18 protein-coding genes and 1 pseudogene are annotated in these 19,957 nt (G+C 72.6%); 10 read left to right on the forward strand and 9 right to left on the reverse strand.

Annotation, left to right across the window (positions count from 1 at the left end; all coding sequences use genetic code 11):
* The first annotated feature begins 155 nt into the window (after positions 1–155).
* Positions 156–1,847 (forward strand): phenylacetic acid degradation protein PaaN, encoded by a 1,692-nt coding sequence (gene paaN, locus D1369_RS19910; RefSeq protein WP_007383371.1) that lies wholly within the window; start codon positions 156–158, stop codon positions 1,845–1,847.
* Here the strand turns inward: paaN and D1369_RS19915 are convergent.
* From D1369_RS19915 to D1369_RS19925, 3 genes are read right to left on the reverse strand one after another with little or no spacing between them, the layout of a single operon-like run.
* On the reverse strand, positions 1,844–2,590 hold the full coding sequence (locus D1369_RS19915; protein ID WP_007383370.1) for a TrmH family RNA methyltransferase: 747 nt from the start codon (positions 2,588–2,590) through the stop codon (positions 1,844–1,846). The genes paaN and D1369_RS19915 overlap by 4 nt on opposite strands.
* On the reverse strand, positions 2,587–3,933 hold the full coding sequence (locus tag D1369_RS19920; RefSeq protein WP_007383369.1) for an HTTM domain-containing protein: 1,347 nt from the start codon (positions 3,931–3,933) through the stop codon (positions 2,587–2,589). The genes D1369_RS19915 and D1369_RS19920 overlap by 4 nt, the downstream gene beginning before the upstream one ends.
* Positions 3,930–4,991 (reverse strand): DUF5819 family protein, encoded by a 1,062-nt coding sequence (locus D1369_RS19925; protein WP_007383368.1) that lies wholly within the window; start codon positions 4,989–4,991, stop codon positions 3,930–3,932. Before D1369_RS19925 ends, D1369_RS19920 begins: the two co-directional genes overlap by 4 nt.
* Positions 4,992–5,300: 309 nt before the next feature.
* On the opposite strand from D1369_RS19925, the gene paaA reads away from it, so the two are divergent.
* The 6 genes from paaA to D1369_RS19955 all read left to right on the forward strand — a co-directional run bounded on the left by paaA (position 5,301) and on the right by D1369_RS19955 (position 10,183).
* Complete coding sequence (gene paaA / locus D1369_RS19930) at positions 5,301–6,326, forward strand: 1,2-phenylacetyl-CoA epoxidase subunit PaaA (RefSeq protein ID WP_007383367.1); 1,026 nt, start codon at positions 5,301–5,303, stop codon at positions 6,324–6,326.
* Complete coding sequence (gene paaB / locus D1369_RS19935) at positions 6,323–6,610, forward strand: 1,2-phenylacetyl-CoA epoxidase subunit PaaB (protein WP_020119451.1); 288 nt, start codon at positions 6,323–6,325, stop codon at positions 6,608–6,610. The genes paaA and paaB overlap by 4 nt, the downstream gene beginning before the upstream one ends.
* Positions 6,607–7,356 carry a 1,2-phenylacetyl-CoA epoxidase subunit PaaC gene (gene paaC / locus D1369_RS19940; RefSeq protein ID WP_050789728.1) on the forward strand — a complete coding sequence of 250 codons (750 nt, stop codon included), beginning with the start codon at positions 6,607–6,609 and terminating at the stop codon, positions 7,354–7,356. The genes paaB and paaC overlap by 4 nt, the downstream gene beginning before the upstream one ends.
* On the forward strand, positions 7,350–7,877 hold the full coding sequence (gene paaD / locus D1369_RS19945; RefSeq protein WP_007383365.1) for a 1,2-phenylacetyl-CoA epoxidase subunit PaaD: 528 nt from the start codon (positions 7,350–7,352) through the stop codon (positions 7,875–7,877). The genes paaC and paaD overlap by 7 nt, the downstream gene beginning before the upstream one ends.
* Positions 7,877–8,935 (forward strand): 2Fe-2S iron-sulfur cluster-binding protein, encoded by a 1,059-nt coding sequence (locus D1369_RS19950; RefSeq protein ID WP_037900790.1) that lies wholly within the window; start codon positions 7,877–7,879, stop codon positions 8,933–8,935. The genes paaD and D1369_RS19950 overlap by 1 nt, the downstream gene beginning before the upstream one ends.
* Positions 8,936–9,034: 99 nt before the next feature.
* Positions 9,035–10,183: an acyl-CoA dehydrogenase family protein gene (locus D1369_RS19955; RefSeq protein ID WP_007383363.1), complete on the forward strand. Its 1,149-nt coding sequence runs from the start codon at positions 9,035–9,037 to the stop codon at positions 10,181–10,183.
* A 157-nt stretch (positions 10,184–10,340) separates the two neighbouring features.
* Here the strand turns inward: D1369_RS19955 and D1369_RS19960 are convergent, their stop codons facing one another.
* From D1369_RS19960 to D1369_RS19980, 6 genes and pseudogenes are all read right to left on the reverse strand, one after another.
* Positions 10,341–10,670 (reverse strand): rhodanese-like domain-containing protein, encoded by a 330-nt coding sequence (locus D1369_RS19960; RefSeq protein ID WP_007383362.1) that lies wholly within the window; start codon positions 10,668–10,670, stop codon positions 10,341–10,343.
* 56 nt (positions 10,671–10,726) lie between these two features.
* The gene (locus D1369_RS19965) at positions 10,727–11,542 is read right to left on the reverse strand and encodes a J domain-containing protein (protein ID WP_007383361.1); all 816 of its coding nucleotides are present in this window, start codon (positions 11,540–11,542) and stop codon (positions 10,727–10,729) included.
* A 95-nt stretch (positions 11,543–11,637) separates the two neighbouring features.
* Positions 11,638–13,128 carry a DUF2252 domain-containing protein gene (locus D1369_RS19970; protein WP_007383360.1) on the reverse strand — a complete coding sequence of 497 codons (1,491 nt, stop codon included), beginning with the start codon at positions 13,126–13,128 and terminating at the stop codon, positions 11,638–11,640.
* Between the two features lie 89 nt (positions 13,129–13,217).
* Positions 13,218–13,384, reverse strand: a pseudogene (locus D1369_RS43915) (phospholipase A2); the annotation flags it as partial.
* 267 nt (positions 13,385–13,651) lie between these two features.
* On the reverse strand, positions 13,652–14,314 hold the full coding sequence (locus tag D1369_RS19975; RefSeq protein ID WP_007383359.1) for a response regulator transcription factor: 663 nt from the start codon (positions 14,312–14,314) through the stop codon (positions 13,652–13,654).
* Entirely contained in the window at positions 14,284–15,573 is a 1,290-nt protein-coding gene (locus tag D1369_RS19980) for a sensor histidine kinase (RefSeq protein WP_118082554.1), read from the reverse strand. The genes D1369_RS19975 and D1369_RS19980 overlap by 31 nt, the downstream gene beginning before the upstream one ends.
* Before the next feature lie 160 nt (positions 15,574–15,733).
* On the opposite strand from D1369_RS19980, the gene D1369_RS19985 reads away from it, so the two are divergent.
* The 3 genes from D1369_RS19985 to D1369_RS19995 all read left to right on the forward strand — a co-directional run bounded on the left by D1369_RS19985 (position 15,734) and on the right by D1369_RS19995 (position 19,691).
* Positions 15,734–15,952, forward strand: coding sequence for a hypothetical protein (locus D1369_RS19985; RefSeq protein WP_118082555.1), 219 nt, complete (start codon positions 15,734–15,736; stop codon positions 15,950–15,952).
* Positions 15,953–16,503: 551 nt separating this feature from the next.
* A complete protein-coding gene (locus D1369_RS19990; RefSeq protein WP_007383357.1) occupies positions 16,504–17,241 on the forward strand; it encodes an ABC transporter ATP-binding protein in 738 nt (245 codons plus the stop codon).
* Positions 17,235–19,691 carry an ABC transporter permease gene (locus D1369_RS19995; RefSeq protein ID WP_007383356.1) on the forward strand — a complete coding sequence of 819 codons (2,457 nt, stop codon included), beginning with the start codon at positions 17,235–17,237 and terminating at the stop codon, positions 19,689–19,691. The genes D1369_RS19990 and D1369_RS19995 overlap by 7 nt, the downstream gene beginning before the upstream one ends.
* Positions 19,692–19,957: the final 266 nt, after the last annotated feature.

A 19,957-nucleotide genomic window follows, 5' to 3' on the forward strand; every position in this document is an offset into this window, starting at 1 on the left:
CGATCCTCCCGCACGGGGTTTTCCACAGATGCGGCGGACCCCCTTGTCCCGACCGATCGTTCGGTTACTCTAACCCTGACCGGCTGTTCCTGCCCATATTTCTGCCCAGGTCATGAACTCGACGAAGAGTTCGAAAGACGAGGAGTTGGTCCCGCATGGCCGCCGAACTGACCGCCCACCAGCTGATCGCCGCGCACCGGCCCACCCTCGACCAGGCGCTCGAAGCGATCCGCACGCGCGCGTACTGGTCCCCGCACCCGGAGCACCCCAAGGCCTACGGCCAGGACGGCAGCCTCGACATGGCGGCGGGCAAGGCCGCCTTCGACGCCCTGCTGGGCACCCGCCTCGACCTCGGCCAGCCCGGCACCGACGGCTTCGTGGGCGGCGAGGTCTCGCCGTACGGCATCGAACTGGGCGTCGAGTACCCGCACGCGGACCTGGACGTGCTGCTGCCCGCAATGAAGGCGGGCCAGAAGGCCTGGCGGGACGCGGGCGCCGAGATCCGCGCGGTGGTGTGCCTGGAGATCCTCAAGCGGATCAGCGACCGGACCCACGAGTTCGCGCACGCGGTCATGCACACCAGCGGCCAGGCCTTCATGATGGCGTTCCAGGCGGGCGGCCCGCACGCGCAGGACCGCGGCCTGGAAGCCGTGGCGTACGCGTACGTGGAGCAGGTCCGCACCCCCGACACCGCGGAGTGGACCAAGCCGCAGGGCAAGCGCGACCCGCTCGCGCTCACCAAGCAGTTCACACCGGTTCCGCGCGGGATCGGCCTGGTCATCGGCTGCAACACCTTCCCGACGTGGAACGGCTATCCGGGCCTGTTCGCCTCCCTGGCCACCGGTAACGCGGTCCTGGTGAAGCCGCACCCGCGCGCGGTGCTGCCGCTCGCGCTCACCGTCCAGGTGGCGCGGGACGTCCTGGGCGAGGCCGGCTTCGACCCGAACCTGGTGGCGCTCGCCGCCGAGCGCCCCGGCGAGGGCATCGCGAAGACCCTGGCCACGCGCCCCGAGATCCGGATCATCGACTACACCGGTTCGACGGAGTTCGGCGACTGGCTGGAGGCCAACGCCCGCCAGGCACAGGTCTACACGGAGAAGGCCGGCGTCAACACCGTGCTCGTGGAGTCGGCCGGCGACTACAAGGGGATGCTCTCCAACCTGGCCTTCTCCCTCTCCCTGTACAGCGGCCAGATGTGCACCACCCCGCAGAACCTGCTGATCCCCCGGGACGGCATCCGCACCGACGAGGGTCCCAAGACCTTCGACGAGGTGGTCTCCGACCTCGCCCGCTCGGTCGACGGCCTCCTCGGCGACGACGCGCGCGCGAACGCGCTGCTGGGCGCGATCGTCAACCCCGACGTGAAGGCGCGCCTGGAGGCCGCGGCGGGTCTCGGCGAAGTCGCCCTGGCCTCGCGGGAGATCGCCAACGCGGAGTTCCCGGGCGCGGTCGTGCGCACTCCGGTCGTCGTCAAGCTGGACGGCGCCAAGCCGGACGCCGAGGCCGCTTACATGAGTGAGTGCTTCGGGCCCGTCTCCTTCGCCGTCGCGGTCGACTCGGCGGCCGACGCCGTGGAGCTGCTGCGGCGCACGATCCGCGAGAAGGGCGCCATGACGGTCGGCGCGTACACCACCGACGAAGAGGTCGAGCAGGCCGTCCAGGAGGTCTGCCTGGAGGAGGCGGCGCAGCTGTCGCTGAACCTCGTCGGCGGGGTCTACGTCAACCAGACGGCCGCGTTCTCCGACTTCCACGGATCGGGCGGCAACCCGGCGGCCAACTCCGCGCTGTGCGACGGGGCGTTCGTCGCCAACCGGTTCCGGGTGGTCGAGGTGCGCCGGGAGGCCTAGGCCCCGCCGAGACTCCAGTGGTAGAGGGTCATCGCCACACTCGTGGCCAGGTTGTAGCTGGAGACCTGAGGGCGCATCGGCAGCGCCACCAGATGACCCGCTCGCGCGCGCAGTTCAGGTGACAGCCCGCTGCGCTCCGAGCCGAAGGCGAGGACGGCGTCGTCCGGGAGCTTCACACCCCGGATGTCGTCGCCCTCCGGGTCCAGGGCGAACACCGGCCCGGGCGGCAGCTCGGCGACCGTCAGGCGCTCCACCGCGGTCGCGAAGTGCAGGCCCGCCCCACCGCGGACGACGGTCGGGTGCCAGGGGTCGAGCGTGCCCGTGGTGACCACGCCGGTCGCCCCGAAGCCCGCGGCCAGCCGGATCACCGCCCCCGCGTTGCCGAGGTTGCGCGGATTGTCGAGGACCACCACGGGGGTGGTACGCGGTGTGTGCGCCAGCTTCTCGAGATGGGCCGCCCGGGACGGCCGTACGGCCAGTGCCGCGACCCCCGTGGGATGCGGGCGGGGCACGAGGGACGCGTACGCCGACTCCGGGACCTGCGTCAACAGCGCGTCCAGGGTGTCCCGTACGTCCGGCGCCAGCTCCTCGGCCAGGGCGAGCGCCGCGCCCCGGTCGACGGCGACCGCCACCGGGACCTCGGCCCCGAACCGCACGGCGTGCTTGAGGGCGTGGAAGCCGTCGAGCAGCACACAGGTGTCGACGAGCCGGTGCCACAGGCTCACGGGATCGGGACCGGTCATGCGGGGAAGCCTACGTGCCGGTGACCGGGGTTCTCGGGGTCGCCGGGGTTGTCGCCGGGGCGGTCGGCGGGCCGCGGGGTCTTCGTGGATCCCGGATCCGTCGCTGGGCCCGGCCGGCCGGGAGTCCGGTGTCCCTCAGGAGTGGGTCGCCCCTTCGGGCCGCCGCGTCCGAGCAGCCCCGCTCCCCGGCCGCCCCCGCCCGCCCAGCGCGTCCACAGCCGGCCACGCACGCGTGCCGCCCCGTCGCCCAGCCGGCGAAGGAACGACGTCGGCAGGAAGACCGAGTCCGCGGCGATCATCGCCAGCGAGAAGAACGGCAGTCCGAGGACGACCGCGATCACCGCGTGCTCGGTGATCATCGCCGCCAGCAGGACGTTCTTGACCCGCCGGTTGAACAGCGTGAACGGGAAGGCGACCTGCACGGCGACCGTGCCGTACGTCACCAGCATCACCATGACGCCGTTCGACGACAGCAGGTCGGCGAGGGCGGGCCACGGCGAGAAGGACTGCAGATGCAGCGGGTAGTAGACGGCGGTGCCGTCCTGCCAGCGGGAACCCTGGATCTTGTACCAGCCCGCCGTCGCGTAGATGAGACAGGCCTCGGCCATGATCACGAGCAGGGCGCCGTTGTGGACGATGTTGGCGACGACGTCGAGCATGATCCGCGACTGGCCGGACCGGGCGAACCGTCCGACCGCCCACCACAGGGCCTGCGCCAGCCACAGAGCCCACAGGAGCGCCGGGACGACCCAGTCGCCGCTCAGCCTGTCCAGGAAGGCCGCCGACGCCAGCACGAGCCCGAGGACGCCCCACAGGGCCGGCCCGACACGGTCCACGACATGCTCTCCACGCGCGTGTGCCTCCCGCGAGCGCCGGGCCCGGCGCTCGTCCAGCGACCAGACCTGGCCGCAGCGCGTGAAGACCAGGTACATGCACATCAGATGCAGGACGTTGTCGCCGCCGTCGCCCATGAAGATGCTGCGGTTCTGCAGCGAGAGCACGCCGACCATGAAGAGAACGGACATCGCGCGGGTGCGCCAGCCGAGCAGCAGCAGGACGCTCGAGACGACGGCGAGCACATAGACCGTCTCGAACCAGAACTGCCCGTCCGACCACATCAGGGCCGTGAACGCGCCGTTGAGCGAGACCAGCTGTTCGGCGAGGTTCCAGCTCCACGGACCGTCCGGGCCGTACAGCTCCTGGCGGTGCGGGAACTCGCGCAGCAGGAACAGCAGCCAGGTCGCGCTGAAACCGATACGGATCATCGCGGTCTGGTAGGGGCCGAGGGCGGCCTCGGTGACACGGGCGATGCCGGTGGACACCGCCAGGGCGAATCGGTTCACCGGACGCTCCCCTCGGTGTCGTCCGCCGTCACGGCCCACCAGGGCAGCTCGCGGTAGACCGGCTGCACCGGCACCTTCTCCTCGCTCCACTTCGGCGGGGGCACGTTGGTGGTCCTGGAGCGGACCTGGACGCTCACGAGGACGTCGCCCCGCGCGGTCGCGTGGTCCCGCTCCAGACGCAGCACCACGATGCGGCGGAGATACGTCCCGGACAGCGTGCCGCGCAGGCCGACCGGCCGGTTGTCGGCGTCGTGCGTGGCGACGAAGAGGTCCCAGGAGCGGCGCAACTCGTTCTGCTGGGTGTGGCTGGGCAGCAGATTGCCGTCGACGGCACGGCCGTCCTCGGCGGACAGGTCGTACCAGCCGGTCGTACGGCTGCCGCCGTCGGCGCTCCTTACCCGGGCCCGGACCTGCACCGCGATGTTCAGCTGGAGGGGGTTCGGCGCGAAGAGCTTCCAGTTCTGCTCGAACTCCGGATAGACCCAGTCTTCGACCGCCCCGCCGTGCTGCTTGGTCACCGTGTTCGACGGCGCGACGTGCAGGAACACCATCCCGATGTGCACACAGACCGCGACGGCCACGACGGCGAGCGCCAGGGCCACCCCGATCTGATAGCGGAGGGAGAGGGCGCCCACACCGGTACGGGGCTCGGGGTCGGAGGCCCGGTAGGGGGCGAGGTCCGGGGCCGGGGCCGGGGCGGCCGGGCGTATCGCGGAGGGGCGGGTGTCGGCGGGCTGGGAGGGGCCGGGGTGGGCGGGCTCGGCGGAGCCTGCGTGGGCGGGCTCGGAGAGGCCAGAGTGGCCGGTCTCGGCGGGCAGATCGCTTGTGGCCGACCCCACCCCGGCGGACTCACGATCCTGCGCGGGGACCCTCGTCCGCGACTCGACGGCCACGTCCGGCAGCTCACCCGGCGCCTCCGGACCGTTCGCCCCGTGCGACCCGTACGCCTCCGCTGGCACCTCCGGCTCGGGGGCATCGCCCGGCCCGGGGGCATCGCCCGACCCGCTCGTGGCGCCCGGTCCTCGCCGGGCGTTCGAGCCTCCGTCGTACGCGTCCATTCCGCCCCGTTCCCGATTCCGGTCCGCCCACCGCCCCCGGCCTCAGGCGGCGGCGCCCGGTGGCCGGCGCCCGCACCCGCCTCGCCGCGGTGGTTCGCACGGCACGGTACTCAGGCCCGGCCGCCCCGCACAGCCCCTGTGGACCGGCCCCGGCGTGGCCGTTCTCACTCCCGCCCAGGTTTTCCACAGGCTGCCTCGTGGGTTTTCCACAGCGGTTGACACCTTACGGCGCCCGGCACACCATGGAATCGCACGAACCGAACGATCGGTCGGGAGCAGGTTCCGGCGGAGCCCAGGCGAGGGGGCCTCATGGCGACAGCAGCCGCGCAGCAGACGGCGAGCACACAGGCGTACGGCGCTCGGGGCGCCGTCGGCGACACCACCGCGTACCAGAGCGTCTTCGACGCCGCCGTGGCCGCCGACGAGCGCATCGAGCCGCGCGACTGGATGCCGGACGCCTATCGCGCGACCCTGGTCCGCCAGATCGCGCAGCACGCCCACTCAGAGATCATCGGCATGCAGCCGGAGGCGAACTGGATCACGCGCGCTCCCTCCCTGCGCCGCAAGGCCATCCTGATGGCCAAGGTCCAGGACGAGGCGGGGCACGGCCTCTACCTCTACAGCGCGGCGGAAACCCTCGGCACCGGCCGCGACGAGCTCCTCGACAAGCTCCACTCGGGCCGCCAGAAGTACTCCTCGATCTTCAACTACCCGACCCTCACCTGGGCGGACGTCGGCGCGATCGGCTGGCTCGTGGACGGCGCCGCGATCACCAACCAGGTCCCCCTGTGCCGCTGCTCCTACGGCCCGTACGCACGCGCGATGGTCCGTATCTGCAAGGAGGAGTCCTTCCACCAGCGCCAGGGCTACGAGCTGCTGCTGGCCCTGAGCAAGGGCACGCCCGAGCAGCACGCGATGGCCCAGGACGCGGTGGACCGCTGGTGGTGGCCGTCCCTGATGATGTTCGGCCCGCCCGACGACGAGTCCGCGCACTCCGCGCAGTCGATGGCCTGGAAGATCAAGCGCCATTCCAACGACGAGCTGCGTCAGCGTTTCGTCGACATCTGCGTCCCCCAGGCCGAGTCCCTGGGCCTCACCCTCCCCGACCCGGAGCTGCGGTGGAACGAGGAGCGGGGACACCACGACTTCGGCCCGATCGACTGGACGGAGTTCAAAGAGGTCCTCAAGGGCAACGGCCCGTGCAACGAACAGCGGATCACCCAGCGCCGGCGGGCGCACGACGAGGGCGCCTGGGTGCGGGAGGCGGCCGCGGCCCACGCGGCGAAGCACACAGCGGTGAAGCACACCGGCAAGACAGGAGCGACGCGCGCATGACGAACACCGACTGGCCCCTGTGGGAGGTCTTCGTGCGCTCGCGCCGCGGCCTCTCCCACACCCACGCCGGCAGCCTGCACGCCCCGGACGCGGAGCTCGCCCTGCGCAACGCCCGCGACCTGTACACCCGGCGCGGCGAGGGCGTCTCGATCTGGGTGGTGCCCTCGTCCGCCATCACGGCCTCCTCGCCCGACGAGAAGGACCCGTTCTTCGAGCCGTCCGCCGACAAGCCGTACCGGCACCCGACGTTCTACGAGATCCCGGAGGGGGTGAAGCACCTGTGAGCACACCTGAGACGACGGCTGCTCCCGCGGCCTCCCCGATTTCCCGGGCCGCCGCGATCGCCCTCGGCGACGACGCGCTGGTGCTCTCGCACCGCCTCGGCGAGTGGGCGGGCCACGCCCCCGTCCTGGAGGAGGAGGTCGCCCTCGCCAACATCGCCCTCGACCTGCTCGGCCAGGCCCGGGTGCTGCTGTCCCTGGTGGGCGACGAGGACGAACTGGCGTATCTGCGCGAGGAGCGCGCCTTCCGCAACCTCCAGCTGGTGGAGCAGCCGAACGGCGACTTCGCCCACACCATCGTCCGCCAGCTGTACTTCTCCACCTACCAGCACCTGCTGTACGCCGAACTGGCCGCGGGCGGCGGCCCCTTCGCCCCGCTCGCCGCGAAGGCCGTCAAGGAGGTCGCCTACCACCGCGACCACGCCGAGCAGTGGACCCTGCGGCTCGGTGACGGCACCGAGGAGAGCCACGCGCGGATGCTGCGGGCGTGCGAGGCGCTGTGGCGGTTCACGGGCGAGATGTTCCAGCCGGTGGAGGGTGTGGAGGTCGACGGGGAGCGCATGGAGGCCGCCTGGCTGGCGTCCGTGGGGGAGATCCTGCGCCGGGCCACCCTGGGCGTGCCCGAGGGGCCGCGCTCGGGTGCGTGGGCCGCCGGGGCGGGACGACAGGGCCTGCACACCGAGCCCTTCGGGCGGATGCTCGCCGAGATGCAGCACCTGCACCGCAGTCACCCGGGGGCGTCATGGTGACGCTCACCCCGCTGGAGACCGAACTGTTCGCGCTCGCCGGTTCGGTGCCCGACCCCGAGCTGCCGGTGCTCACCCTGCGCGAGCTGGGCGTGCTGCGTGCGGTGCATGTCCGGGACGCGGACTCGGTCGAGGTCGAGCTGACCCCGACGTACACCGGCTGCCCGGCGATCGAGGCGATGTCCCTGGACATCGAGCGGGTGCTGCGCGACCACGGCGTGCGGGAGGTCACCGTGCGCACGGTGCTCGCGCCCGCCTGGTCGACCGACGACATCACCGCCGAAGGACGCCGCAAGCTGCGGGAGTTCGGCATAGCGCCACCCCGCGTCGTGGCGGCGGCCGGGCCGGTCGCGGTGGGACTGGGGCCGACGCGGACACGCGACGCGGAGGCCGAAGCGCTCCTCTGCCCGCACTGCGGTTCCGCCGACACCGAACTGCTCAGCCGGTTCTCCTCCACCGCGTGCAAGGCGCTGCGGCGGTGCTTGGACTGCCGTGAACCGTTCGACCACTTCAAGGAGTTGTGATGGCCCGCTTCCACCCGCTCCCGGTGGCCGCGGTCGACCGGCTCACCGACGACTCCGTGGCCCTAACCCTCACCGTGCCGCCCGAACTGCGCGAGGAGTTCCGGTACGCCGCCGGCCAGCATCTCGCCCTGCGCCGCACGGCCGACGGCACGGAGATACGCCGGACCTACTCCATCTGCTCCCCGGCGCCGGACGCAGAGGGACCACGCGAACTGCGGGTCGGCGTGCGGCTGGTGGAGGGCGGCGCCTTCTCGACGTACGCGCTCAAGGAAATCAACGTCGGCGACGAGCTGGAGGTGATGACACCGGCGGGCCGGTTCACCCTCGACCCGGCGCCCGGTCTGTACGCGGCGGTCGTCGGCGGCAGCGGCATCACCCCGGTGCTGTCGATCGCGGCGACGCTGCTGGCACGCGAGCCCGAGGCCCGGTTCTGTCTGATCCGCAGCGACCGCACTTCCGCGTCGACGATGTTCCTGGAGGAGGTCGCCGACCTGAAGGACCGCTACCCCGAGCGGTTCCAGCTGGTCACGGTGCTCTCCCGGGAAGAGCAGCAGGCCGGGTTGCCCTCCGGGCGGCTCGACCGACAGCGACTGACCGGGCTGCTGCCGGCCCTGCTGCCGGTGGAGCGGGTGGCGGGCTGGTTCCTGTGCGGGCCGTTCGGACTCGTGCAGGGTGCGGAGAGGGCGTTGCAGGAGCTCGGGGTCGCGCGGACCCGGATCCACGAGGAGATCTTCCATGTGGACGCGGGGGCTGCTCCGGCACAACCGGTTCCGGCGCCCGCGCACAGCACGGTGACCGCCCGGCTCGACGGACGCGGCGGCAGCTGGCCCGTCCAGGACGGTGAGTCGTTGCTGGAGACGGTGTTGCGCAACCGGTCCGACGCGCCCTACGCCTGCAAGGGCGGGGTGTGCGGGACCTGCCGGGCCTTCCTGGTCTCCGGTGAGGTGCGCATGGACCGCAACTTCGCGCTGGAGCCGGAGGAGACGCAGGCGGGCTATGTGCTGGCATGCCAGTCGCATCCGGTGACGGAGAAGGTGGAGCTGGACTTCGACAGGTAGGCCGGGGAAGCCCGTTCCCTTCTTCTAGAACCTGTTCTATCTTGACGGACCGCCAGATCAGCTGACCCGATCTGCCGACCCGTCGGAAGGACAGGGACCGTGGACTTCACCTTCAGCGAGGAGCAGCAGGCGGCGGCCGAGGCGGCGCGGGGGGTGTTCGCCGACGTGGCGCCGGACGCGGTGCCGTCTCCGGCGCTGACCACGGGTGCCGTGGCCGACGAGTTCGACCGCGCGCTGTGGTCCAGGCTCGCCGACGCGGACCTGCTGAGCCTGCTGGTGGCGGAGGAGTACGGCGGGGCGGGCCTGGACGCCGTCGCGCTGTGCCTGGTGCTGCGTGAGTCGGCGAAGGTGCTGGCGCGGGTGCCCCTGCTGGAGAACAGCGCGGCCATGGCGGCCGTACAGGCTTACGGCGGGCCGGAGTTGAGGGCGCAGCTGCTGGAGCGGGCCGGGCGCGGGGAGCTCGTGCTGACCGTCGCCGCAAGCGGCCGCACGGGGCACGATCCCGCCGAACTCGCCGTCACCGCACGGCAGGAGGAGGGGGAGGGCGAGGGCGCCGACTGGATCCTGGACGGGGTGCAGACGGCGGTGCCGTGGGCGTACGACGCGGACTTCGTCGTCGTCCCGGCGCATACGTCCGCGGGCCGGACCGTTCTCGCACTGGTGCCGCGGGTCCACGACGGGGTGGCGCTCGGCGAGCAGTTCTCCACCAGCGGGGAGCGGCTGGGCGAGCTGCGCCTTGAGTCGGTGAGGATCACCGCGCGGGACGTGATCGACGTCGAGGGCGCGTGGGAGTGGTTGCGGGATCTGCTGACCACGGGGACCTGTGCGCTGGCGCTCGGGCTGGGCGAGCGGGTGCTGCGGATGAGCAGTGAATACACCAGCAAGCGGGAGCAGTTCGGGTTCCCGGTCGCCACGTTCCAGGCCGTGGCCGTGCAGGCCGCCGACCGTTACATCGACCTGCGCGCGATGGAGGTCACGCTGTGGCAGGCGGCGTGGCGGATCGACTCGGGAGCTCAGGGGGCGCTGCCGGTCGCGGGGGATGTCGCCGTGGCGAAGATCTGGGCGTCGGAGGGGGTACGGAGGGTGGTGCAGACGGCACAGCATCTGCACGGCGGATTCGGCGCGGACGTCGACTACCCCCTGCACCGGTACCACGCGTGGGCCAAGCAGCTGGAACTCGCGCTCGGTCCGGCGGCGGCGCACGAGGAGGCGTTGGGGGATCTGCTGGCGGCACATCCCCTGGGCTGACACCGAACCGCCACCGGTCTTGATCACCGAGCCGGCCCGCCGCCGCGAACCGCGGGCCGGGACCTGAGCGACGGGGAGGGCATGGGTGGTCCCGAGCAGGCACCCCCCACACCAAGCGCCCCCGATCAGAGCTGCCCCCGATCAGAGCTGCCGACGGTCAGAGCACGAAACCCGGGCGGCCGTCGTCGGTCACCACGGGGCGGCCGACCTCGGCCCACAGCTGCATGCCGCCGTCCACGTTCACGGCGTCGATGCCCTGCTGGGCCAGGTACATCGTGACCTGGGCCGAGCGGCCGCCGGACCGGCAGATCACGTGGACGCGGCCGTCCTGGGGGGCGGCCTCGGTCAGCTCGCCGTAGCGGGCCACGAAGTCACTGATGGGGATGTGCAGCGCCCCTTCGGCGTGACCCGCCTGCCATTCGTCGTCCTCTCGGACGTCCAGCAGAAAATCGTCGTCCTTGAGGTCCGTGACCTGGACCGTGGGCACACCAGCACCGAAATTCATGAGACCGACGCTACCCGACGCCCCGGGGACGCGACCGGTCACTCCTGCGCGAGCAGTTCCCCGAGCTCCGCCTCGCGCGTGGAGACGTCGGCCAGGAGCTTCTCGGCGATCTCCTCCAGGAGGCGGTCCGGGTCGTCCGGTGCCATCCGGAGCATCGAGCCGATCGCGCTCTCCTCCAGTTCCCGCGCGACCACGGAGAGGAGTTCCTTGCGCCGGGAGAGCCATTCGAGGCGGGCGTAGAGCTCCTCGCTGGGGGTGGGGCCCTGCTCCGGCGGCTTGGGACCGGCGGCCCACTCCTCGGCCAGTTCCCGCAGGAGAGGCTCGTCGCCTCGGGAGTAGGCCGCGTTGACCCGGGTGATGAACTCCTCGCGCCGGGCGCGCTCGGTGTCGTCCTGGGCGAGGTCCGGGTGAGCCTTGCGGGCGAGCTCGCGGTAGAGCTTGCGGGCCTCGTCGCTGGGGCGCACCCGCTGCGGGGGCCGCACCGGCTGCTCGGTGAGCATCGCGGCGGCCTCGGGGAAGAGGCCCTCCCCGTCCATCCAGCCGTGGAACAGTTCCTCGACGCCGGGCATCGGCATCACCCGGGCGCGGGCCTCCTGCGCCTGGCGCAGATCCTCGGGGTCGCCGCTGCGGGCGGCCCGGATCTCCGCGATCTGGGCGTCCAGCTCGTCGAGGCGGGTGTACATCGGGCCGAGCTTCTGGTGATGCAGGCGGGAGAAGTTCTCCACCTCGATGCGGAAGGTCTCCACCGCGATCTCGTACTCGATGAGCGCCTGCTCGGCGGCCCGCACGGCCCGCTCCAACCGCTCCGTACCTGCGGCGGCTGTGCCGTGGGGGTCAGCTTCCGGGGACGTCATCCGAACAGCGTAACCGCGCCGACCGGAGCCGGACGCCAACCGGGGTGACGGCCAAGGTGACGGCCGGGGCGACGGCCGGGGTACCGGGCCGCTCCTCACACCCCCGTCTCCGCCGCCACCCTCCCCGTTCGGACCGCCGCCACCAGTTCCGCGTGGTCCGCCTCCGTGCGGTCGGCGTAGGTCACGGCGAAGGTGGCGACGGCCTCGTCGAGCTCCTCGTTCTTGCCGCAGTAGCCGGAGACCAGGCGTGGGTCGACGCTGTGCGAATGGGCACGGGCCAGGAGGGCGCCGGTCATACGGCCGTAGTCGTCTATCTGGTCGGCGGACAGGGCGGCCGGGTCGACGCTGCCCTTGCGGTTGCGGAACTGGCGCACCTGGAAGGGGAGGCCCTCGATGGTCGTCCAGCCCAGCAGGATGTCGCTGACCACCTGCATCCGCTTCTGGCCGACGACCACCCGGCGACCCTCGTGGTCGACCGGCGGCACGTCGAAGCCCGCGGTGACCAGGTGCGGCAGGAGGGCCGAGGGTCGCGCCTCCTTGACCTGGAGGACCAGCGGTTCGCCGCGGTGGTCCAGCAGCAGGACGACGTAGGAGCGGGTGCCGACGCTGCCGGTGCCGACGACGCGGAACGCCACGTCGTGCACCGCGTGCCGGGCCAGCAGCGGGAGCCGGTCCTCGGAGAGCGTGGTCAGGTAGTGCTCCAGGGACGCGGCCACCGCAGCCGCCTCCTCGTCGGGCACCCGGCGCAGCACCGGCGCGGCGTCCACGAAGCGCCGGCCACCGTCCTCGGTGAGCTCGGTCGACCTCGCCGCGAACCGCCCGCTGGTGTTGGCCCGCGCCTTCTCCGAGACCCGCTCCAGCGTGCCGACCAGGTCATGGGCGTCGGTGTGGGAGACGAGCTCCTCGTCCGCGATCGCGTTCCACGCATCCAGCACCGGGAGCTTGGCCATCAGCCGCATGGTGCGCCGGTACGCGCCCACCGCACCGTGCGCCGCCGCGCGGCAGGTGTCCTCGTCGGCGCCGGTCTCCCGGCCCGCGAGGACCAGGGAGGCGGCGAGCCGCTTGAGGTCCCACTCCCAGGGGCCGTGCACCGTCTCGTCGAAGTCGTTCAGGTCGATGACCAGGCCGCCGCGGGCGTCGCCGTACAGGCCGAAGTTCGCCGCGTGGGCGTCGCCGCAGATCTGGGCGCGGATCCTGGTCATGGGGGTGCGGGCCAGGTCGTACGCCATGAGTCCCGCCGAGCCGCGCAGGAAGGCGAACGGCGTGGCCGCCATCCGCCCCACCCGGATCGGCGTGAGCTCGGGGATACGGCCCCGGCTCGACTCCTCGACCGCCTCGACCGCGCCGGGACGGGAGATGTCGAGGTCGAGCGCGGCGTGGGCGCTGCGCGGGACGCTCTCCCGCAGGGCCTTGCCCTCCCTCTTGGGCGAGCCCTCGACGGGCCACTGGGCGAAGCCTCGCACCCGGGGGCGGCGGGCTGCCGCCCCCTCCCGCGTCGCGGACGCCTCGTCGGGCTCCGTCACTGCCGTCGCCTCCGCACCGGCCTCGGTCACAGCGACCGCCTCCCCCGTGTCCAGCAAGAACATCAACTCGTGCCGAACCGTACAACCACTGGCCGAAACACGTCAGACCCTGTGGACAACTCCCCGGTTGTGCACAACGGCTGTCCCGGCGCTCAGCCCGGCTTGTCCACCGCCTGGCAGTACGTCCACGCCGTCGTGTCGCACGATGTCTTCTGTTGGCGTCGAAGGCGCCGGCCGCCCCGTAGTTGCCATAGCCGACGTCGTTCCGGGCACAGGCGTTCGCGAACGGAAATCTGAATGAGTCGTCCGGGGAGGTGCTCTCGCCGCGACCGCCGTCCTGCTGCCGCCGCCCCGCTGCCGCCGTCCTGCTACCGGCCTCCGCCCCGTCACGGCGTCCCCATGGCCGGAGGAAGAGCCCATGCGCCGTCGTCTCACCGCGCCTCTGTTCACCGCTCATGACCCAGAAGAAGGCGGACGCTCTACGCCATGTGCATGAGGGAGCCAGACTCGCCGACTCACCCTTGACCGGGGCTCAGCTGCACCTGCCGACCCGCCCGCAGCCGTCTCCGCCCGCGGCCAGTCTCGGTCACGACCGCAAATACGCAAGCACCGCCAGCACCCGCCGGTGGGTCTCGTCCGCCGGTGGCAGGTCCAGCTTCGTGAGGATGCCGCCGATGTGCTTGCCCACCGCCGCCTCGGAGACGACGAGTTCACGCGCGATGGCACCGTTGGACTTGCCCTCCGCTATCAGCGCGAGGACCTCCCGCTCGCGCGGGGTGAGCCGCTCCAGCGGATCGCGGCGCCGGCGCAGCAACTGCCGGACGACCTCGGGGTCCACGACCGTGCCGCCGTCCGCGACCTCGGCGAGCGCGTCGACGAACTCCTCGACCTGGCCGACACGGTCCTTGAGCAGGTAGCCGACGCCCGTGCCGTCCCCGGAGTCGAGGAGTTCGGAGGCGTACGTCCGCTGCACGTACTGGCTGAGCACCAGCACCGGCAGGGCGGGGCGGCTCTCCCGCAGGCGGACCGCGGCGTGCAGGCCCTCGTCCTGGAAGCCGGGCGGCATACGGACGTCGGTGACCACGATGTCCGGGCCGTGCTCCTCGACCGCCGCGATCAGCGCCTGCGCGTCACCGACCGCCGCGACGACCTCGTGGCCGCAGCGGCCGAGCAGACCTATGAGGCCCTCCCGCAGCAGCACGCTGTCCTCGGCCAGGACTACGCGAAGCGACCGGCCGCCTCGCTCCACTCGGTCGCCTCGGTCACCTCGCAAGGGAACTCCACACGCAGCAGGGTCGGTCCGCCCGGCGGGCTGGACAGGGAGAGTCTGCCATCCAGGACCGACACCCGGTCCGCGAGTCCGGTCAGTCCGCTGCCCGCCGAGGCGTCGGCGCCGCCGCGGCCGTCGTCGCGCACCTCCAGGACCAGCCGCCCGCCCGAGTGGCCCCCGGACACCTGGGCGCGGCCCGCCCCGCTGTGCTTGGCGACGTTGGCTAGGGCCTCGCAGACCACGAAGTACGCGGCCGCCTCCACCGCCTGCTCGAACCGTCCCGGCAGCGGGAGGTCCACGTCGACCGGGACCACGGAACGGTCGGCCGCGTCGGCCACGGCGGCCCCGAGGCCGTAGTCCGCGAGGACCTTCGGGTGGATGCCGTGGATGAGTTCACGCAGTTCCGCGAGGGCCTTGCCCGCCTCGTCGTGGGCCTTGGCGAGCTGGTCGGCGAGGGGCCCCGGCGGGGCGTCGAGACGGGCCAGGCCCAAGGTCATCGTCAGGGCGACCAGGCGCTGTTGGGCGCCGTCGTGCAGATCGCGTTCGATGCGCCGGCGCTCCGCCTCGAAGGCGTCCACCAACCGCACGCGCGAGCGGCTCAGTTCGACCACCTTGGCACCCAGGTCGCCGTCCGGGTCGGCGATCAGCAGCCGGGTCAGTTCGGCGCGGGCGCCGGCCGCGACGCCCAGGACGTAGGCGCCGAGGGCCAGCAGCAGCAGTCCGAGCACGGCGACCCCGAAGGCCGTGGGCCAGGTGGTGACCGTCCACTGCTTGAGCACCTTCGTCTCGCGGCCCCCGCCGACGGTGGCCAAGAGCAACGGGGTGGCGGCCATGGAGAGCGGGAAGAGCAGCGCGACCGTGAACACCAGCGCGTCCAGCGGCCACAGCAGGCCCGCGAACAGCACGGTGTACGCGAGCTCGCGCCAGGTGGCCTGTTCCTTCAGCCGGGTCGTCAGCCAGGACATCAGTCCCTCGGCGGGCGGCGGCTGGTGCGGGTCCGGTGCCGGGTCGAGGTCGACCAGGCCGAGCCTGCGCCGTTCCACCCAGGCCACCGGCAGACCGGAGACCGCCAGCACGACCAGCAGCGGCAGCCCGACCAGCACGACGGCGAGCGCCCCGCCGACGGCCGCCAGCGTCACCAGCCCGACCAGGGCGAGGACACCGGTGACCGCACCGGTCAGCAGGTAACAGACCGAGCGCCAGGGCCACGCCGACAGCAGGAAGCCCGGCCGGGACATGGCCTGCCACACATTCCGAGGGTGCATGGGAATCACCGTAGAAGGGCGGCCCGGCGCCCGGCCATGGGTCCAGGGGGCGGGCCGGAGGTAGGGCCGGCCATACCCCCGGCGGCGGGAGCGAAGGGATCCGGCCAGGTCGGCGCGGGGGCGCGGATCCGCCGTGCGACCACCCAGGCGGCCGTACGGCGGTCCCGGCCGCCCCAGGACGGGGCACGGCCGTCCGCTCGCAGGCATATCCCGGCTGCGAAGGCTGCTCGGCCCCGAGGCCGACCTGATCCGGCGCCGGCCCGGCTACCAGCTGACGGCGGCCGGCGCCCACCTCGACGTCCTGGAGGCGGCCGGCAAGGCCACCGACAGGCGGCCCACGGCGGCGGGTTGAACGCTGCTCCTACGACCGTCGGGGCGCACCAGGCGGGTTGATCCGATCCCCCGCGGCGAGCCCCCGGTGAGCGGGCCCGAGCCCGGTGGGTATGCCCAGCCCTACCCCAAGTCTCGTCCCTGCCGCACTGCGCCCGAGTGTCCCCACGCGGTTTCGTGGAGTCACCGTGAGGACGAGAGAGGCGGCACCGGGGTGACGGCTTGTCCGACGGAGCACACGGCGGCGCACATCGCGGCGCACGGCGGTGTCGGCATCCTCGCAGCGGTGCTGCTGCTGCCCGCGCTGGAAGCGACCGGCGGCGGCTCACGCAGCCTCTTGCCACGGCAGCCACCTACCACCTGCCCACCTGCCACCTGCCACCTGCCACCTGCCACCTGCCACACGCCACCTGCCACACGCCGCCTGCCACACGCCACACCGGACCCGGCACCCAGCCCCCGCTGGCGCCCAGCCCCCGCCCACGATGGCCGTGCCGGCTCCGGCTTCCGAGCTCCGAACCCTCCCTCCCGCCCAGCTGTGCGGGAGGACCGACACCGAACGAGTAGGGACAGATGAACTACGACGCCATCGAGTTGCGCTCCGTCAGCAGGAGCCACGGGTCGGGCGACAGCGCCGTGACGGCCCTCGACCAGGTCTCCCTTTCCTTCCCGCGCGCCACCTTCACCGCCGTCATGGGGCCCTCCGGCTCCGGCAAGTCGACCCTGCTGCAGTGCGCCGCGGGTCTGGACCGCCCCACCTCGGGTTCGGTCTCGGTGGGCGGCACCGAGCTGACCAGGCTCAGTGAGACCAGGCTGACGCTGCTGCGCCGCGAGCGCATCGGGTTCGTCTTCCAGGCGTTCAACCTCCTGCCCGCCCTGACCGCGGAGCAGAACGTCGCCCTGCCGCTGCGCCTGGCCGGCAAGCGGGTCGCGAAGTCCCGGGTCCGCGAGGTGCTCGAACAGGTCGGTCTCGGCGAGCGCGCCAGGCACCGGCCCACGGAGATGTCCGGCGGCCAGCAGCAGCGCGTCGCCCTGGCCCGCGCGCTGATCACCCGCCCCGAGGTCCTCTTCGCCGACGAGCCGACCGGCGCCCTGGACTCGCAGACCAGCCGTGAGGTGCTGGCCCTGCTGCGGTCCATGGTCGACCGCGAGGGGCAGACGATCGTCATGGTCACCCACGACCCGGTGGCCGCCTCCTACGCCGACCGCGTGATCTTCCTCGTCGACGGCCGCGTCAACGGCGAGCTGATCGGTCCGAGCGCGGACGACATCGCCGCCCGCATGACCAAGCTGGAGGCCGTGCCGTGCTGAGCGTCGCCCTGCGCACCCTGCGCACCCGCTGGGTCACCTTCGTCGGCAGTTTCGTCGCCCTTTCGCTGGGTGTCGCCCTGCTCGCCGTGATGGGTCTGGCCCTCGCCTCCTCCCTGGACGCACCCGACCGGCAGCCGGAACGGTTCGCCGCGGCACCGGTCGTCGTCCGGGGCCAGGACACACTGTCCGTGCCGACCCCGATCGGCGCCCGCACCCAGAAGCTCGCGCACCCGCGCGCGGTGCCCGAGGAGACCGTGGCCGGGCTGCGGCGCCTCGGCATGGTCGTCGCGGACCGCTCCTTCACCGTGCGGGCCACCACCGTGCGGGCCACGAAGGGCCCCGGCGACCTGGTCGGGCACCCCTGGTCCACGGCCGCCTTCGCGCCGTACGAGATCGACGGCGGCCGTGCTCCCCGCGCCGCCGGCGAGGTCGTCGTCACCGGCGGCTGGGCGCGGCCCGGAGAGCGGGTCGAGACCGACCGCGGCACCGTGACGGTCGTCGGCACCGTGGCCTCGCGCGGCTTCGAGGACGCCGTCTTCTACACCGACGCCCGGGCCGCCGAACTGTCGCCCAAGAGCACCCAACTGGTGGTGAAGGCGGACGCGGCAAAGGTCCGCGCGGCCGTCGCGGGCCGGGATGTACAGGTCCTCACCGGCATCGACCGCCGTCTCGCCGACGCCGATCCGGACCGTGACAGCGAGGCGCTCACCGCGATGAACGCCATGTTCGGCACCGCCGGCGCAGTCACCGCGTTCGTGTCGGTGTTCGTGGTGGCGTCCACGTTCGCCTTCGCGGTCGCCCAGCGGCGCCGGGAGTTCGGCCTGTTGCGCACCGCGGGGGCCACCCCCGGCCAGGTCCGGCGGATGGTGTTCGCTGAGGCCCTGGTGGTCGGCGTGGCGGCGTCGGCGGCGGGCTGTGTGCTGGGCGCGTACGGCGCCCCGAAGCTCGCCGCCTGGGTGGTCGACGGCGGGCTCGCGCCCAGCTGGTTCACCATCGGCGACCACACCTGGCCGTACCACATGGCCTTCTGGACCGGTCTGCTCGTCGCCCTGCTCGGGGTGATTGCCGCCTCCTGGCGGGCCGGCCGCACCGGGCCCACCCAGGCACTGCGCGAGGCGTCCGTGGACACCGAGGCGATGACCCGGGGCCGCTGGCTGTTCGGGGCGGGGCTGCTGCTGACCGCGGCCGTGACGCTGGGGCTCGCCCTGGTCTCCGACCCGGGAGAGCTGCTGCACCGCAAGACCTACGTCAGCCGCCCCATGCTGCTGATCACCGCGATCGCGCTGCTCGCGCCCATCCTGATGCGTCCGCTCACCCGGCTGATCGCCTGGCTGCCGGCCCAACTGCCCGGCGCGGGCGGGATGCTGGTGCGGGAGAACGCCGCCGCCGGAATCCGCCGTACGGCTGCCATCGCGGCGCCGGTCCTGGTCACCGTCGCCCTCGCGGGCTCACTCCTCGGTGCCACCGCCACCCTGAACGAAGCGAAGGCCACCGAGACGCGTGAGCAGACGGCGGCCTCGTTCGTCGTCACCCCGGCCGGGGACGCCGGGTTCGACGCGGCGACCGTGCACAAGCTCAAGGCGGTCAAGGGCGCCGTGGTCTCGGCCACCTCGTCGAGTGCCGTGTACGTCCTGGAGGACGGTGTCGCCCTCATCAGGTCCGAGGCCCGCGCGGCGGAGACGGGGCCGCTCGCCGCGACCGTGCACCTGCCGCTGGCCTCCGGGAAGGTGAGCGATCTCGACGACGACTCGATCATCGTCAACGAGGAGTGGGAGAAGCACACCGTCGGGCAGAGCGTGGACGTGTGGCTCGGGGACGGCACGAAGAAGTCGCTGCGAGTCGCCGCGGTGATGACGACCGGCACCGGCAACAACGGCGCCTACGTCACCCCCGCCAACGCCCCCGGCGCGAGCGTCGACCGGGTGGACGTGGCCCTCTCCGAGGGTGCCGACCCGGCCGCCGTGGCCGCCGCGCTCACCAAGGCCGGCGGGCACGTCTTCACCAAGGACCAGTGGGTGCAGGCGAGTTACCCGGAGACCAACCGGACCACCCGGTACGGCTTCATCCTGGTCCTCGGCATCGCCCTCCTCTACACCGGCATCTCCCTGGCCAACACGATGGTCATGGCGACCTCCGACCGGGTGCGCGACCTGGCCGTCCTGCGGCTGGCCGGGGCCACCCAGTGGCAGGTGCTGCGGCTGGTCGCCGGCGAGGCGCTGATGGTGGTCGTGGCCGGCGGAGTGCTCGGCCTCCTGGTCGCCAGTCTCAACCTGGCGGGCATGTGGAGCGCGCTCGGTCTGCTGTCGGTGTGGAGTCCGGTGGAGATGCCGTGGGCGGAGCTCGGGGCGACCGTGGGCGGGTGTGCCGTGCTCGCGGTGGTGTTCTCCGTCGCCCCGGCCGGGCTGGCCATGCGGCGCCGGGCGGTGGAACTGGCCGGCGTGCGGGAGTGACGTCCGGACCGGCGCCGATCGGCACCTCCGCCGTCCCGGTCGGCGCCACCCCGCCCCGAAGCCCGGCCCTGGGGTGCCACTTGATGCGAGTGGGCTCCACGAGGCCCCTCAGGTCCAGGACCTGAGGGGCTTCCAGTGGTGGGGCACCGACGAAAACGGCTGATCAGCGGCTATCCGAGGGCGGATGAAGATCGTTTCCCGCGCTCACGGAGATCATTTCCCGCCGCCCTGGTCGGCGCCGTATCGGGCTCAGGAGTCGGTGATGC

Origin of the sequence: Streptomyces sp. CC0208 (genome assembly GCF_003443735.1) — a bacterium.
Classification (GTDB): Bacteria; Actinomycetota; Actinomycetes; order Streptomycetales; family Streptomycetaceae; genus Streptomyces; species Streptomyces sviceus.